This is a genomic window from Pseudomonas paraeruginosa PA7 (assembly GCF_000017205.1).
In the GTDB taxonomy this organism is placed as follows: domain Bacteria; phylum Pseudomonadota; class Gammaproteobacteria; order Pseudomonadales; family Pseudomonadaceae; genus Pseudomonas; species Pseudomonas paraeruginosa.
The window spans coordinates 81,579-96,786 of record NC_009656.1; the positions used below are offsets into that span (position 1 = coordinate 81,579).

Here is a 15,208-nt window from a genome sequence, read left to right on the forward strand (position 1 = left end):
TCAGTGAATAGTCTAAAGCGTTTCCAATCGTTTGTTGAAGAGCGACGTCGCATGGGAGACTGGGCTGATTTCGTTTCAGCAGATATGACTAGGCTTTCAAGAGTAAAGCTGGTTGAAGCGTGTGGGATTCAGCGAAGCATAATTTATCAAAACTCACAGGTAGTAACTCTGCTTCGTGATCTTGAGTCCGAATTAAGAGCGCATGGTGTTCTTTATGGGCGCAGTGCGGATGCCAATTGTGCTCACCAAAATGGTTTAACTCATGATGAAGAATTAGAGCAGCGGTTAGGAGATTTGTCTGCTTCGCTTTGTAAGTTTAATGACTATTTAAATGAAGTTTCTAATTCGCTTGTGGTGTACCCCTTGTCGAGGCCAAAATAGTTATGTGTATCCTTCATTTTGGAAACGGTTTGGCCAGCCACTCTGGCTATATGCGAGAGCGCGTAGGGATTTATTTTGATGATAATCATAACGTCCTTGAAGCACCGACCATGTGGGCGATGGCTGTCTCGAAGATACGTTCAAGGAGTGATGAAACGACAAGAAACTATGCGAATATCCTGAGAAGGTTTTTGCAGTGGTTGGACGATAGCCCAATCGAAGGGGCTGAAGTTGTATTTGGCGCGCAGAACTGGCAGTTGGTGGATGAGGATGTTTTTGATGCCTTCCTTGTTCACATAGCATCTCCAACGGATGCGCTTCCTGATGGTCCGTCTCACAAAACCATGTATCACATTGCGGCAAGGGTCTGGAGCTTCTATCAGTGGGCCGAAAAGCAGGGCTATAAACACTATTTGGATATCAGTAGGACTGATATCCGATACATGCTGAAAGACCAGAAACTCCTGGCCCATATCAACCCAGTGGTTAAAGTTACTACCTTGGGATTTAATCTGCCCAGTGGTAGACCAGCAATGCATCAACGAGAAATGCAGAAATTTGTAAGGCAAACTGATTATGAAATAGCTCTCAGCGTGTTGAATGATCCTGTTTATCAAATTATCGCAGCGATCATACGAATTACCGGGCTTAGACCGATTGATCTTTTTCAATTGCCTTACCGAGGGAGAAATGAAAATTATGGATTCATTCCTTATGATGAGGGTGAGTACCCAGAAGGGTTAGATAATGGCGCGATCTATTATTATTTTAGGTCCAAGGGAAAATGGCGCTCCATAGACTTTCCAGGGAAGCTGTGGAGAGTTATTTGCGAGTATTATTTACCCTTAAGGCGGCAACGAGCGAAGCTATATGAGGCTAAGCATGGCATTCCACCAAGGAATAGCGACTTGTTTCTTTCCGCTCGTGGTGATGTTGTTACTCATGGAATGCTTGGTTATAACTTTAGCAAGGTGGTTTCTGCAGCGAAGAACTCCGAGAGCGCTACTGATTTTAAAGCCATACGATTCAATGCACGAATGCTCAGGCACACCTGTGCGACATATTTTGTTTATGAGGCGTTGAAAGCCCAGAATAGACTTGGAAGGAGTTTTGTTTACGATGCAGCGCTCGACGAAGATCTCAGGAAAATGCTGGGCCACACTGATGTTAGAACTACACTTGAATACTATGTTCATCTAGTCAACCGATATGTGCACGACAATCTTCTGACTGATCTTCATCGTTCGCGCGTTGATGCTGGTTTGTCCGCTATTTTAGACCGACATAATTACTCTGAGATTGTGGTATAGAACAGGCACTAGACATGCTGCCTTCTTGGTGAGCAGCTCTGGACACGTCGATATGGGAGTGCATACGGTCAGGACAAATCGGGAAGGTGCCGCCGGCTGACTTGCCTCTGTAGATAGGTCTGGACGCATCAGCGCTTTAAACGCCAACGGCTTTGGGTTCGAAGTGATTTCGCCTGCCCCTCTTCAGTTACACTCGGCGCTTTGCACGCCTTTCAAGGAGCAGCTGCGTGAACACGGAAAACCATTCCCAGACCGCCGCCTTTCTCTGGTCGATTGCCGACCTGCTGCGCGGTGACTTCAAGCAGTCGCAGTACGGCCGCATCATCCTGCCGTTCACCCTGCTGCGCCGCATGGAATGTGTGCTGGAGCCGACCAGGGAAGCGGTGATCCGTGAGTCCTATGCGCAGGAAGGCCGGCCTGACCTGGTGCGTGAGCGCCTGTTGCTGCGCGCTGCCGGGCAGCAGTTCTTCAATGCCTCCAAGCTGACCCTGGGCACGCTGTCCGACACCCAGACCGCAGCCGACCTGATGAGCTACGTGCAGTCCTTCAGCAAGGACGCCCGCGAGATCTTCGAGCACTTCCACTTTGAAGACTTCGTGCAGCAGCTCTCCGCCGCCAACCTGCTGTATCAGGTGGTGCAGCGCTTTGCCGCGACTGATCTGAGCCCCGAGCGCATCAGCAACTTCGGCATGGGCATCATCTTCGAAGAGCTGATCCGTAAGTTCGCAGAAAGCTCCAACGAAACCGCCGGGGAGCACTTCACCCCACGCGATATCGTGCACCTGACCACCTCGCTGGTGATCACCGGGCAGGACGACAAGCTCAAGCCCAACAGCATCGTCACCATCTACGACCCGACTGCCGGCACCGGCGGCTTCCTCTCCGAGGGCGACGAGTACATCCAGTCCATCAGCCAGCAGGTCACCGTGTCGCTGCATGGCCAGGAGCTCAACCCCGAGTCCTACGCCATCTGCAAGGCGGACATGCTGATCAAGGGCCAGGACGTCACCAGCATCAAGCTGGGCAACACCCTGTCCGACGACCAACTGGCCGACAGCCGCTTCGACTTCATGCTCAGTAACCCGCCGTTCGGCGTGGAGTGGAAGAAGGTTCAGAAGCAGATCACCGACGAGCACAGCGAAAAGGGCTTTAACGGCCGCTTCGGCCCCGGCCTGCCGCGTGTGTCCGATGGCTCGCTGCTGTTCCTGCTGCACCTGGTCAGCAAGATGCGTGACCCGCGCGAAGGTGGCTCGCGCATCGGCATCATCCTCAACGGCTCGCCGCTGTTTACCGGTGGCGCCGGTTCGGGCGAGTCGGAGATTCGCCGTTACCTGCTGCAGAACGATCTGGTCGAAGCCATCATCGCCCTGCCTACCGACATGTTCTACAACACCGGCATCGCCACCTATGTGTGGGTGCTGAGCAACCACAAGGCCGCCGCGCGCCAGGGCAAGGTGCAGTTGATCGATGGCAGCCAGCACTTCGCCAAGATGCGTAAATCCCTCGGCAGCAAGCGCCAGTACCTCACCGAGGAGCAGATCGACGCGCTGGTGCGACTCTATGGCCGCTTCGAGGAAACCGCGCAGAGCAAGATCTTCCCCGTCGAAGCCTTCGGCTACCGGCGCATCACCGTCGAGCGCCCACTGCGCCTGAACTTCCAGGTAAGTAGCCAGCGCATTGAAAAGGTGCTGGAAGAAAAAGCCATCGAGAAGCTGGAAGCCCCGGCCCGCCAGCGCCTGATCGAAGCCCTGCAAGCCATGGATGCCAGCGTGGTACATCGCAACCGCGAGCAGTTCAGCAAGCTGCTGAAAAAGACGCTCAGCGCCCACGATGTATCACCCAGCACGCCCGAGCTGAAGGCCATCCTCAGCGGCTTAAGCGAGCGCGACTCCGAAGCGGATATCTGCATGGTCAAAGGCCAGCCGGAAGCCGATGCCGGCCTGCGCGACAACGAGAACGTACCGCTGGGCGAGTCGGTGTACGACTACTTCGAGCGCGAAGTAAAACCCCATGTGGCGGATGCCTGGATCGACGAAAGCAAGCGTGATGAACAGGACGGCGAAGTCGGCATCGTCGGCTTCGAGATTCCGTTTAACCGGCACTTCTATGTGTTCCAGCCGCCGCGCCCGCTGGAAGAAATCGACCGCGACCTGAAAGGCTGCACCGACCGCATCAAGCAGATGATCGAGGGGCTGTCGGCATGACGTTTCCCTGTTATCCAAAATACAGAGCTTCAGGGGTCGAGTGGTTAGACCAAGTGCCTGACCATTGGAGTAGTGTTCCCATTAAGTACATGGCGCTTGAGCGAAATTCATTGTTCTTAGATGGTGACTGGATTGAGAGCAAGGATATTTCGTCAGATGGGATTCGCTACATAACAACAGGGAATGTCGGCGAGGGTGCGTATAAAGAGCAAGGTGCTGGATTTATTTCCGAAGAAACTTTCCATGCCCTCAGATGTACAGAGGTTTACGAGGGTGACGTTCTGGTCTCTCGTTTAAACAACCCTATTGGGCGGGCCTGCGTGGTTCCAAACCTCGGTGGGAGAGTGGTCACCTCTGTTGATAATGTTATTTTTAGGCCGGACTTAAAGTTTTATAAGAAATTCATCGTTTATCTGTTTAGCAGTGAAGAGTATTTTAAGCACACGAGTAACCTTGCTCGTGGGGCCACAATGCAACGTATTAGTCGCGGGCTTCTAGGTAATATTCGAGTTGTTACGCCTTCGCTTGAAGAACAAACCCAAATCGCCCGCTTCCTCGACCACGAAACCGCCCGCATCGACGCGCTGATCGAAGAGCAGCAGCGCCTGATCGAACTGCTCAAGGAAAAGCGCCAGGCCGTCATCTCTCACGCCGTCACCAAAGGCCTCGACCCGACGGTGCCGATGAAAGACTCCGGCGTGGAGTGGCTGGGTGAGGTGCCGGCGCATTGGGAGGTCAGATCAATCTCATCGATAAGCAAAAAAATTACCAACGGGTATGTAGGGCCTACACGTGACATATTGGTCGATGAGCCAGGTGTTCGTTACTTACAGTCGCTACACATAAAGTCTAATAAGATAAAATTTGAAGTGCCGTATTTCGTGTCAGAGCAATGGAGCGCTGAGCATGCAAAATCAATCCTTGCTTCCGGCGATGTGCTAATTGTTCAAACTGGTGATATTGGGCAGGTCGCCGTTGTTACAGAAGAGCACGCTGGATGTAATTGTCATGCGCTGATTATTGTCTCGCCTGTCCGTGAGGTTGTTTTAGGCGAGTGGGTGTCATGGGTTCTAAATTCAACTTATGGATATCACAGCTTGCTTTCTATTCAAACGGGCGCGATGCACCCGCATTTGAACTGCGGCAATGTGAAATTTTTGAATCTCCCTATTCCCCCTCTTGAGGAGCAGGCTCGCATAGTCTCTTTCATTGAAAGTGGTGAGTTAGAGATGGACTCGCTAATGTCCGAGACCAAACGAAGCTTACTCTTGCTCCAAGAGCGCCGCACCGCCCTAATCTCCGCTGCCGTCACCGGCAAAATCGACGTACGCGGCTGGCAACCACCGGCCAGTACCCAAGCCCCCGAACCAGCAGTAGCAGAGGCCGACTAAATGGCGGACAGCAAGGAAGCCCAGTTCCAGCAGGACATCATCACCGCCATGGTCGCCCAGGGCTGGCTGACCGGCCCGGCCAGTGGCTATGACCGCCGCACGGCGCTGTATACCGAGGACTTTCTCGGTTACTTCAAGGACGCCTGGCCCGAGCGTTGGGACAAGTTCGCCAAAGCCAACCCGAACAACCCTGAAAGCGTGCTGGTGCAGAAGCTGGTGCGCGAGCTGGAGCAGGACGGCACCCTGGATGTGCTGCGCCATGGCTTCAAGCTGCCGGGGGTGAAGATCGAGGCATGCAGCTTCAAGCCCGACCACGGCATGAATCCGGACACCCTCAAGCGCTACCAGTGCAACCGCCTGCGCGTGGTGCAGGAGGTGTCGTACTCCCCCCACTGCCGTGAAGGGGAATACAACCCGCGTCTGGATCTGGTGCTGTTCGTCAACGGCATCCCCGTCGCCACGCTGGAGCTGAAAAGCGAGTTCAAGCAGAGCGTGGAAAATGCCAAGCGCCAGTATCGCTACGACCGCCCGGTGAAAGACCCGCTGACGCGCAAGCCCGAGCCGCTGCTGACCTTCAAGCGCGGCGCGTTGGTGCACTTTGCCGTCAGCCAGGATGAGGTGGCGATGACCACCCAACTGGCCGGCAAGGAAACCTTCTTCCTGCCGTTCAACCTCGGCAGCCTCGACGGCGGTGCCGGCAACCCGCCCGCGCCGGATGACAGCCAGTACGCCACCGGCTACCTGTGGCAGCGCCTGTTCCAGCCGGATGCCTGGCTCAAGGTGCTGGGCCGCTTCCTGCACCTGCAGAAGAGCGTGAAGGAAGATGCAGACGGCAAGCGCGTGACCAAGGAGACCCTGATCTTCCCGCGCTACCACCAGTGGGAAGTGGTCAACAGGCTGATCGAGACCACCCGCAATGAGGGGCCGGGCAAGCGTTACCTGATCCAGCACAGCGCCGGCTCGGGTAAGTCCAACTCGATTGCCTGGACGGCACACCAGCTGGCCTCGCTCTACGATGCCGAAGGCCAGCGCCTGTTCAACTCGGTGATCGTGATTACCGACCGCACCGTGCTGGACAAGCAGCTGCAGGACACCATCTACCAGTTCGAGCACGCCCAGGGCGTGGTCAAGTGCATCACCCGCGATATCGGCAGCCAGAGCAAGTCCGAGCAACTCGCCGAGGCGCTGGCCGAGCAGACGCGCATCATCATCGTCACCATCCAGACCTTCCCGGCGCTGTTCGATGCGCTGGACAAGTACCCCAAGCTGGCCAGCGGGCACTATGCGGTGATTGCCGACGAGGCGCACTCCTCGCAAACCGGCTCATCGGCCAGCAAGCTCAAGCAGATTCTCGGCAGCGATGCCGTCTTGGGCAAAGAAGGGGACGCGGAAGAAATCAGCGCCGAAGAGTTGCTGGATGCCGCCGTGGCCGCCCGTGCGCCCAACGAGCGCATCAGCTACTACGCCTTTACCGCCACGCCCAAGGCCAAGACCCTGGAGCTGTTCGGTCGCGTTCCCGACCCAACATTGCCGGCGAGCGCCGACAACAAGCCCGAGGCGTTCCACCTGTACTCCATGCGCCAGGCCATCGAGGAAGGTTTCATCCTCGATGTGCTGCAGAACTACACCACCTACAGCACCGCCTGGAAGATCGCCCACCCGGACGGCGACGACGAGGAAGTGGACTCGAAGAAGGCGCGCATGAAGCTGGCGCGCTGGGTGCGCCTGCATCCGTACAACATCAACCAGAAGGTGGAGGTGATCGTCGGACACTTCCGCGCCAATATCCGCCACCTGCTGGGCGGCCAGGCCAAGGCCATGGTGGTCACCAGCAGCCGGCAGGAAGCCGTGCGCTACCAGTTGGCAGTGCAGGCCTATGTGAAGCAGATGGGCTACACCGATGTGCACCCGCTGGTGGCCTTCTCCGGCAGTGTGCTGCCGGATGGGGTGATTCCCGAAGAGGTGACGGAAAGCAGCAGCCTGCTCAACCCCGGCTTGAACGGGCGTGATCTGGCTGAGGCCTTCGACACCCAGGACTTCAACGTGATGATCGCCGCCAACAAGTACCAGACCGGCTTCGATCAGCCCAAGCTCTGCGCCATGTACGTGGACAAGAAGCTGCAAGGCGTGGACTGCGTGCAAACCCTGTCGCGCCTGAACCGTACCTTCGGCGACAGCAAGCCGACCTTCATCCTCGACTTCTTCAACGATCCTCAGGACATTCTCGACGCCTTTCTGCCGTACTACACCAAGGCCGAGCTGACTGATGTGACCGACCCGCAGCTGATCTATGACCTGCAGAAGAAGCTGGATGCCGAGGGCATTTACCACTGGGAGGAAGTGGCGGCATTCGCGCTGGCTTTCTTCGACCCCAAGGCCGCCGCCAGCAAGCTCAGTTACTACTGCGCGCCGGCCAAGGAGCGCTTCGCCAAGCGCTACAAGCTGGCCCAGGAATCACGCCAGCACGCGCTGGACTTCAAGCGTACCGCCGAGCAGAACGGCGACAGCGCCGGCGTGAAAAAGGCCGAAGCAGCCGTGAAGGAAGCCGGCGAGCAGGTGGATCAGCTCGACCTGTTCAAGAAGAACCTGCAGAGCTTCGTGCGCCTGTACGAGTTCCTCTCGCAGATTATTCCGTATGAGGATCGTGAGCTGGAGCAGCTGTGCGTGTATGCCAAGCACCTGCACCCGCTGCTGCGTGTGGATCGCCTCGATCAGGAAGACGTGGACGTGGGCGAACTGCAACTGACCCACTACCGCCTGACCAAGCGCGCCGAGCACCAGCTGCGCTTGAGCGAGGAACAAGGCGACTACGGCCTCAAACCGCCTACAGGACTGGGCAGCGGCAAACCCCATGACCCGGAGAAGAAGCGGCTATCGGAAATCATCGAGGCGCTGAACGATATCTTCGGTGCCGAGGTGAGCGATGAGGATCAGCTGCAGTTCCTCACCGGCATCGCCAATCGCATCAGTCGTCAGGAGGATGTGATGGCCCAGGTCAACAACCACTCGGTCGAACAGGTGATGCATGGCCTGTTCCCCAAGCGCGTACTGGACACCGTGCTGGATGCCATGACCGACAACGAAAAGATGTCGTTGGAAGTGCTGGATAACGAGACCAAGAGCCGGGCGTTTGCGTTGGTGATTTTGAAGATGCTGACGGCGGCTGGAGGTTTGGGGCAAGGTATCAGCGGCGCTGCTGTCTGACCTTCTTGAGCGCTGGTATTACTTGCTCTGGTTAGATTTCAGACGGCTTTGGCAGAAGGCTTGAAGGATCGCAGGCGAGTTCGCCTGCGATGCGGTAGAGCTTCTCGACGGTGATGTTGACCTCGCCACGCTCGATCCGGCCTACATAGCTGCGGTCGAGACTGCACGCCAGCGCCAGTGCATCCTGGGAAATCCGGCAGGCCTTCCTCTGCATTCGGATGCGTTCCCCTAACGCCTTCGCCAACTTATCCATGACCGTCTCAATTCAACTTGAGGCGGCAATATCGTGCGTTTGCGGACGTACAAGCAACGGATTATAATCCGCATTTTCGCGCTATTTCTTCTGGTGCCTCAATGAAATCGGCCTCGTATATCTTCGACAGGCGTCTGTATGAGCTGCTTCAGGAGCCTGGGCGTACATCGTTTACGACCCGCGAACTGCGCGATGCCTATGCCGCTCGCTTGAGTGGCACACAATTCCGTATCGCCGATGTGCGCCGCTATGTGTATGAGCAGATACGCCGATTAGTGCGCGCGGGCTGGGTTTCACCGGACGAGGACCGCCGTGTTCGAGGGCAGGTTTACCACCTGCAGCCGATTCCGACACATCTGCAACTCGAACTGATAGACAACGGTTTTGAGAACAGCCTGATGGCCGCCGGAATGCCCGAGCCAGGCACAGCGGTACGCGATGCGGAAGCTTTGCCGCTTGAGTCGTCAGCCAATACGGATTTGCAGTTGGAAGCGCTCCACAAGGAAATCCGCTTGGACTTTCTCACTTCAATGGGCGAAGCGGAGCGATTCAAGCTGCTTCTGGACGAGATGCCGCATTTGCGGGACAAGCTTGAAGGCGATTATCTGGAGGCCAGGGATCGCAGTTCTCGCCTACTGGGGCATCTGCGCGCCATAGAAAAGACCCTCAAAACGCTCGCTGCGCCACGATGAGCAGCTCGCTACGGAGCTGGCAGAACAGCTGCATCACTCGGGCGTTGGAGCACTTCACCGTCACGCCGCACTTCTTCTGCCAGGCAACGCCGGGAGCTGGAAAGACGCGCATGGCTGCAGAACTGGCCATCCGACTGCTTGAGCAGGACAGAATTGATTTGGTGCTGTGCTTTGCGCCGTCCTGCCAGGTCGTGGAGGGTTTTCGTTCGACCTTTGCGGCTGTGCTAGGCAGGCGTCTCGACGGCCAGATAGGTGCCGTAGGCGCGGCTTATACCTATCAGGCTATGGAATACCGTGATGAGGGATTCTGGCAGCTGCTTGATGACTACCGGGTGTTCGTGGTCTTCGATGAGATCCACCATTGCGCCGGCCACGATCCGCTGCTCAGCAATGCCTGGGGGCAGCAGATACTGCATCGGATACAGGACCGGGCTGCCTTCACGTTGGCCCTGTCTGGCACGCCCTGGCGTTCGGACGACAAGGCCATCGCATTGGCTCGCTACTCTTCGCCCGAAGGGCATTTGATCTGTGATTACCGTTATGGCTTGAAAGATGCCATTGCCGACGACGTGTGCCGATCACCTCGCATTGTGTTGCTCGACAATCAGAAGGTGAAACTTACGGAAGAGCTTGGCGCGGATAGCTCCGTGAGGCTGTTTCCCAGCATCGCCAAGCTTTTAGGGGAGTCACCTGTCACCTATGAGGAACTTCTGCGTCATGACGAGGTGATCAATCCAATCCTCGATCTTGGCTGCAGCAAGCTGAACGAGCTACGCCAGATCAAACCTGATGCCGCTGGTTTGGTGGTGGCCACAGACATCGAACACGCCCAGCAAGTTGTACTGGCTCTGGAAGCAATGGGTGAAGAGTGCCGCATCGTGACCAACAAAACCCCGGATGCGCAGCAGGTGATCAACGCATTCCGGAGCAGCGCCTGCCGCTGGATTGTGGCCGTCGGAATGATCAGCGAAGGCACCGACATTCCCCGCCTGCAAGTGTGCTGCTACCTCAGCAGAATCCGTACCGAGCTGCATTACAGGCAAGTGCTGGGGCGGGTGCTTCGGCGAACAGGCGAATCCGATGATCAGGCCTGGCTGTTTATGCTGGCTGAGCCGACGCTGCAGAGCTTTGCAGAGCGAATTGCGGATGATCTGCCGGATGACTTGGCAGTGCTGAACGAGGTGCAGATGCCAGCGTCCACTTCAGGTTCAAAGGCCGGCTTGATTGGAGCTGCCGGTAATATCGATGGCCTGGATGACAGTATGAAAATTGGAGTTGAGCAGGTTATTGGAGCTGATACCGCGAACATCGTCTCGCTTGGAGGGGGCGCAGCTGGGCCAAGCTATCAGGTGAGTTTTTCCCAGCATTACAGGCAGCAATTGCTAGCTTGTTTTTAGTGCTGTGACACCATTACTCAAATGGAGTGGCGTCCGCTGTCGAAGGCGGACGGCTCGACCGCCGTAACGGTTAACAGACTGCTCGGAAGATGGGCATAGGGCTCAAGACACGGATTCCGATTGACGTGGTTGATTAAATCAGGAGATAGCCGCATTGACCCTTCCTCGCGAAAGAACCCGCAGCGTCATCAAGACCGAAGAATTCCTGCGAGAGCTGTCTCGTAATACTGAGCTACCCCAGGATATCCGCAGCTATGCGAAAAGCCTGCTCAGACATTACCCGTCGGCCGACCAGATTTACTCACTGGGCCGCCTCGAAGAGTGCCTGGTAGGTGATGCGCCAGATGATGTATACCGACGGAGAGTGATCGCCTTACATTGGCCACTGTTCAGCTCGTCATTGGACTTCATCGAGTAGAAATGAACGCCGCAATGTCCTGCACTGATTCTGCCCAGCCGGTATCCACTCGCATTGCGCAACGGGTCATGCGCCTACCCAAAGGGCAGCCCTTCAGCACAAGGCGTTTTGCGGCACTTGGAACGAGAAGCGCCGTATCTAAGGCAATAGCCCGTCTGGTCAGCCGAGGCGAACTTGAGCGGGTGCATCGAGGAGTCTACATGCGCCCGAAATCCAGTCGATACGTTGCACGGGTTCGCCCAAACGCATGGGAAGTGGTGAGCTTGATTGCCAGACAGAGCCGTCAGGCTCTGCAGATTCATGGTGCCAATGCGGTTAGAAGGTTTGGACTGAGCACCCAGATGCCACTCATTTCAATCTATTACACAAGCGGGTCCAGCCGATCGCTATTTATAGGGAAAGCTGAAGTCCGGCTGGTACATGCGGCACCAATGGTCATGCAGCAAGCCGGGACCGAGGTGGGGATGGCTATCAGCGCACTATTTTATCTCGGTAAAGACGGTTCTACCCCGGAATGCATTGCCGCGATCAAGAAGGTGCTCAGGCCTGAAGACCTAACCACATTAATGGCCTGCAAAATGCCGAAATGGATGCGCATGGCGTTGGAGCTGACATGACCTGCTCGAATCAGGTCGACCCGCAGGCGGCACAGCGTAGATGTGTCTGAGGGAGCAGTGTCAACGCTACTGAAGCAGTCTATAGCGGATCACCAACCAGAACCGCCCGACCCTTGTCCGCTTCGCATCCAGTTGGTGGCGACCAGCTCAAAGCCGCAGTTTTATCCTGTAGGTAAATCACCAGATGTCGTTCCAAGCACAGACCCATGGATCGCGCGCCAGCAGCTTCATGCTGCTGCCGGTGCATTTTCCATCCACATGCCGGAATTTCATTGACCCAGTTTCGAGCACCAAACGAGTTGTAGAATTTCGCTTTCAGACTGCTGGGTTGGGTCAGAATAGCGTCGGCACCTGGGTCAAAAATGCATTGGCGGTAACATTTGATGTTTGCGGCAGCACCGCCTCCTGTTCCGGATTGGCACAGCAAAAGACTTGATTCGAATTCGGAGGAAACATGGGTATTTCGTATTACCTTGCATGTTTGGAGACCCGGCAATATGTCTGGGTTGGCAGGCTTGACCCACAGGGGGAGGTGCCGGTGACGGATGTCGAAGGCTCCATCGCCATGTTCGCGCTGGTGAATCGGAACAAACCGTTGATCGTCGTGAGCGAAAGCCATCCGATCCTCGAAGAGGGAATGGAGTGGTCGCCGCCGGCAACGCAAGAAACGTGCAGCGGACAACCATGACGAACCAACGCCAACCGCATCTCCGGACACTCGTCGCGTTACGAGTCATGGCACAGGTCGTCGTTGGACAGCTTTAAGTGTTGGCGCTGATGGAAAATTGACCCAGTCGGATTGCGGATTTCTGCATCAGCAGCTGTTGATAAGCATATCAGCGCAGCTGCTTTTGAATCCTCCTTTGGATAGCCCAGTTCAGTTGTCGCAGACCTGCCATATCCACCGCTGGCATGGCGCACCAGACCATGCTTGAGCTAACGCAGCGGGGCTGGAGAATTGGCAAAAGGCGCTCCGTTGCGCAGTGCCCTCGGTTACCCTCTTTAATACGAACACGAGGACTGCCCGGTGACAGAGACCGATAAAGACACCATTTGCGATGTATGCGCTACCAATACGAGGGTGCCGGGATACGGCGAGCAGTTCGGGACGCTCCAGGCGCTCTGGGGCTATGGCGCAGGGCATGATGGCGAACGCTATCGAGTCAATCTATGCGAAAGTTGTTTTTTCGCGGCACTAGCGTTTTTGAAGCAGGAGCGCCGTACGCAGAATATGTTCAGCGATGAGCAGCCCTGCGAGGATCGCCCATTCGGACTAGTCGCCCGTGATGACTACTTTGGCGATTCGTAGCCATATCGCAGAGATGAGGTTATTGGCTCGCCAGCATCGAACTCAGGCCATGTCAGTACGACCTCTCGGTACAATGGCGTCACCCGCAATCGCTCTAGGGATCTCGCTTGACTGACGCAAAACTCACTGAAGTCGAGATGCGGCGCGCACTTGGCCTAGACCTCGCGCCTTCGAAATCGAAGCAGCCCATACCCAAACAGCACTCTACCTTCACACTCGTTGAATTGAGCGTGCGTAAGAACGGTGGTTCGCCATTCCACTTCGAGCACCGCTCCCGTTCCATCAGTACTCTCGCTGCCCAACTCGAGGCCGAGAAAGCAGCACGGGAGAAAGGGTATGAGGTCTGGGTCGTGTTGGATATCAGGCAGGTTTCATCATAGAGCCGCAAGAGCCGCCAGACAGTCCAGCCTCGCTGATTGCTCTGGGGCAATGAACGCTTGAGTCAACTAGAGCGAGTCAGTTCGCACTCGGGCAGCTCTTGGCCGGTTGTTGCCTACCTCGACCGATAGCTGTGGTTCGACTTCGGCCTGTCACGACCGGCAGCATCTGACTCAATGATAGTGGGTGCGTCACGCCCTCCTTAATCCTTGGTACGCCTGGTAGGTCGCTGTCAGCAACGGCGGCTCCCTCACCTGTTCATGTTCTAAAGTACCCTTGGCAGCTCGTCCCAGCGGCAGGTGTATCCCGGAGAACGCAGCTCCTGCTTCATCGACCAGCCGCCCAGGGCCGGCACGCGCGCCAGGCGCACGGTGCCGCGGCCCATGTTGGTGTTGATCCTGTCCACGGTTGCCATCAGCGCCGCGCTGCGCGGCCGCGGCGCCGGAGCGAACAGGTCGGCCTGTACCTGCCCGGGGCTGGCCAGGTTCATCAGCATCACCCCGGCTTTCTGGTACCGGTAGCCGGGCCGGTAGATACCCTCCAGCCCGGCCAGCGCCGCCTGCACCAGGTCGCGCGAGTCGTTGCTCGGCGTGTGCAGCGGCACGCTGGCGGTGCGCGCGTAGCGCGGCTCGTCCGGGTTGAACACCCCGGTGCGGATATACACCTGCAGCAGCTGGCACACATCGCCTTGCGCGCGCAGCTTCTCCGCTGCGCGGCAGGCGTAGCTGGCCACCGCCTCGCGCAGCGGCGCCAGCTCCGTCACCCGGCGCGAAAAGCTGCGGCTGCAGGTGATCATCTGCTTCGGCTCCGGCCCCTCGTCCAGGGCGAAGCACGCCTCGCCGCGCAGCTCGCGGATGGTCTTCTCCAGCACCACCGAGAACTGCTTGCGCATCGTCCAGGCGTCCTGCTGCGCCAGATCCCAGGCGGTTTTAACACCCAGCGCGCCCAGGTGCGCCTGCAGCTTGCGCCCCACGCCCCACACCTCGCCCAGCGGCGCGTCCTTGAGCAACGCCGCCTGCTGCTCGGGCCGCGTGGCCACCACCACCCCGCTCTGGCTGCGCCGCTTGGCGGCCCAATTGGCCAACTTTGCGAGGGTTTTCGTTGTGCTGATGCCGACCCCCACCGGCATGCCCGTCAGGCGCTGCACCTCCGCGCGAATGTGCCGCCCGTAGCCAGCCAACGGCCGGCCCAGCCCGGCCAGGTCGAGAAAGCTCTCGTCGATCGAATACACCTCAAGCCGCGGCGCCAGCTCGCGCAGCACCCGCACCACCCGGGCGGAAACGTCACCGTTTATGTGTAATAGAAAGTCAATAAGAACCGGGCCATGCTCGCCCTTGGAGCTTCTCATACCCAACCGGTATGGCTGTAGCTTCTGAGGAGATCGCCGTCGCTCACCGGATCATCCGGTCATCCTGTTAGTAACCGGTCAAAGCTGATCTGTTACATCGAAGGCGGACACCTGTCCATCGACAACACCCCTGCCGAGCGGTGAACCGCCCTCCCATGTACATATGACCAAAACGTCGCCGTTATCCTACCGTTCTGTCATGCCTACCCACGACGGAGTATTGACGGTCTCCGTCCTATAACATAGCTTTTCCGAAAGGCGCTCAAGTACATATCGTCATGTGCATACGAGCCTCGTGTCGTTAAA

At 57.1% G+C, this 15,208-nt stretch carries 14 protein-coding genes; 12 read left to right on the forward strand and 2 right to left on the reverse strand.

Annotation, left to right across the window (positions count from 1 at the left end; translation table 11 throughout):
* The first annotated feature begins 3 nt into the window (after positions 1 to 3).
* The 5 genes from PSPA7_RS31900 (at position 4) to PSPA7_RS00355 (ending at position 8,490) form a co-directional block, all read left to right on the forward strand.
* Positions 4 to 381: a VPA1267 family protein gene (locus tag PSPA7_RS31900; RefSeq protein ID WP_488400141.1), complete on the forward strand. Its 378-nt coding sequence runs from the start codon at positions 4 to 6 to the stop codon at positions 379 to 381.
* 29 nt (positions 382 to 410) lie between these two features.
* Positions 411 to 1,691: a tyrosine-type recombinase/integrase gene (locus PSPA7_RS00340; RefSeq protein ID WP_169311241.1), complete on the forward strand. Its 1,281-nt coding sequence runs from the start codon at positions 411 to 413 to the stop codon at positions 1,689 to 1,691.
* A 227-nt stretch (positions 1,692 to 1,918) separates the two neighbouring features.
* Complete coding sequence (locus PSPA7_RS00345; protein WP_011979090.1) at positions 1,919 to 3,895, forward strand: type I restriction-modification system subunit M; 1,977 nt, start codon at positions 1,919 to 1,921, stop codon at positions 3,893 to 3,895.
* The gene (locus PSPA7_RS00350; RefSeq protein ID WP_011979091.1) at positions 3,892 to 5,286 is read left to right on the forward strand and encodes a restriction endonuclease subunit S; all 1,395 of its coding nucleotides are present in this window, start codon (positions 3,892 to 3,894) and stop codon (positions 5,284 to 5,286) included. Before PSPA7_RS00345 ends, PSPA7_RS00350 begins: the two co-directional genes overlap by 4 nt.
* A complete protein-coding gene (locus PSPA7_RS00355) occupies positions 5,287 to 8,490 on the forward strand; it encodes a type I restriction endonuclease subunit R (protein WP_011979092.1) in 3,204 nt (1,067 codons plus the stop codon).
* 31 nt (positions 8,491 to 8,521) lie between these two features.
* Here PSPA7_RS00355 and PSPA7_RS00360 read toward each other — a convergent pair whose 3' ends face one another.
* A complete protein-coding gene (locus PSPA7_RS00360; RefSeq protein WP_011979093.1) occupies positions 8,522 to 8,743 on the reverse strand; it encodes a helix-turn-helix domain-containing protein in 222 nt (73 codons plus the stop codon).
* Positions 8,744 to 8,844: 101 nt separating this feature from the next.
* Between PSPA7_RS00360 and PSPA7_RS00365 the strand changes: the two genes are divergently transcribed.
* The 7 genes from PSPA7_RS00365 (at position 8,845) to PSPA7_RS32585 (ending at position 13,176) form a co-directional block, all read left to right on the forward strand.
* Positions 8,845 to 9,435 (forward strand): VspR family transcription factor, encoded by a 591-nt coding sequence (locus PSPA7_RS00365; protein ID WP_034065828.1) that lies wholly within the window; start codon positions 8,845 to 8,847, stop codon positions 9,433 to 9,435.
* Entirely contained in the window at positions 9,432 to 10,832 is a 1,401-nt protein-coding gene (locus PSPA7_RS00370; protein ID WP_011979095.1) for a DEAD/DEAH box helicase, read from the forward strand. The genes PSPA7_RS00365 and PSPA7_RS00370 overlap by 4 nt, the downstream gene beginning before the upstream one ends.
* Before the next feature lie 154 nt (positions 10,833 to 10,986).
* Positions 10,987 to 11,250 (forward strand): BPSL0761 family protein, encoded by a 264-nt coding sequence (locus PSPA7_RS32885; protein ID WP_011979096.1) that lies wholly within the window; start codon positions 10,987 to 10,989, stop codon positions 11,248 to 11,250.
* A gap of 14 nt (positions 11,251 to 11,264) precedes the next feature.
* Positions 11,265 to 11,867 (forward strand): DUF6088 family protein, encoded by a 603-nt coding sequence (locus tag PSPA7_RS30545; protein ID WP_031300087.1) that lies wholly within the window; start codon positions 11,265 to 11,267, stop codon positions 11,865 to 11,867.
* Between the two features lie 184 nt (positions 11,868 to 12,051).
* Positions 12,052 to 12,303 carry a hypothetical protein gene (locus PSPA7_RS31905; RefSeq protein ID WP_125093639.1) on the forward strand — a complete coding sequence of 84 codons (252 nt, stop codon included), beginning with the start codon at positions 12,052 to 12,054 and terminating at the stop codon, positions 12,301 to 12,303.
* A gap of 18 nt (positions 12,304 to 12,321) precedes the next feature.
* Positions 12,322 to 12,555 (forward strand): hypothetical protein, encoded by a 234-nt coding sequence (locus PSPA7_RS00385; protein WP_003152701.1) that lies wholly within the window; start codon positions 12,322 to 12,324, stop codon positions 12,553 to 12,555.
* A 339-nt stretch (positions 12,556 to 12,894) separates the two neighbouring features.
* Positions 12,895 to 13,176, forward strand: coding sequence for a hypothetical protein (locus PSPA7_RS32585; RefSeq protein ID WP_003152698.1), 282 nt, complete (start codon positions 12,895 to 12,897; stop codon positions 13,174 to 13,176).
* Positions 13,177 to 13,819: 643 nt separating this feature from the next.
* Here PSPA7_RS32585 and PSPA7_RS00390 read toward each other — a convergent pair.
* Complete coding sequence (locus PSPA7_RS00390) at positions 13,820 to 14,902, reverse strand: DinB/UmuC family translesion DNA polymerase (RefSeq protein WP_011979100.1); 1,083 nt, start codon at positions 14,900 to 14,902, stop codon at positions 13,820 to 13,822.
* Positions 14,903 to 15,208 lie beyond the last annotated feature (306 nt).

Bases quoted from the DNA above. Each gene is read 5' to 3' on its own strand.
- PSPA7_RS00350 (WP_011979091.1), top strand. From the start codon at position 3,892: ATGACGTTTCCCTGTTATCCAAAATACAGAGCTTCAGGGGTCGAGTGG.
- PSPA7_RS00355 (WP_011979092.1), top strand. From the start codon at position 5,287: ATGGCGGACAGCAAGGAAGCCCAGTTCCAGCAGGACATCATCACCGCC.
- PSPA7_RS00360 (WP_011979093.1), bottom strand. From the start codon at position 8,743: ATGGATAAGTTGGCGAAGGCGTTAGGGGAACGCATCCGAATGCAGAGG.
- PSPA7_RS00365 (WP_034065828.1), top strand. From the start codon at position 8,845: ATGAAATCGGCCTCGTATATCTTCGACAGGCGTCTGTATGAGCTGCTT.
- PSPA7_RS00370 (WP_011979095.1), top strand. From the start codon at position 9,432: ATGAGCAGCTCGCTACGGAGCTGGCAGAACAGCTGCATCACTCGGGCG.
- PSPA7_RS30545 (WP_031300087.1), top strand. From the start codon at position 11,265: ATGTCCTGCACTGATTCTGCCCAGCCGGTATCCACTCGCATTGCGCAA.
- PSPA7_RS31905 (WP_125093639.1), top strand. From the start codon at position 12,052: ATGTCGTTCCAAGCACAGACCCATGGATCGCGCGCCAGCAGCTTCATG.
- PSPA7_RS00385 (WP_003152701.1), top strand. From the start codon at position 12,322: ATGGGTATTTCGTATTACCTTGCATGTTTGGAGACCCGGCAATATGTC.
- PSPA7_RS00390 (WP_011979100.1), bottom strand. From the start codon at position 14,902: ATGAGAAGCTCCAAGGGCGAGCATGGCCCGGTTCTTATTGACTTTCTA.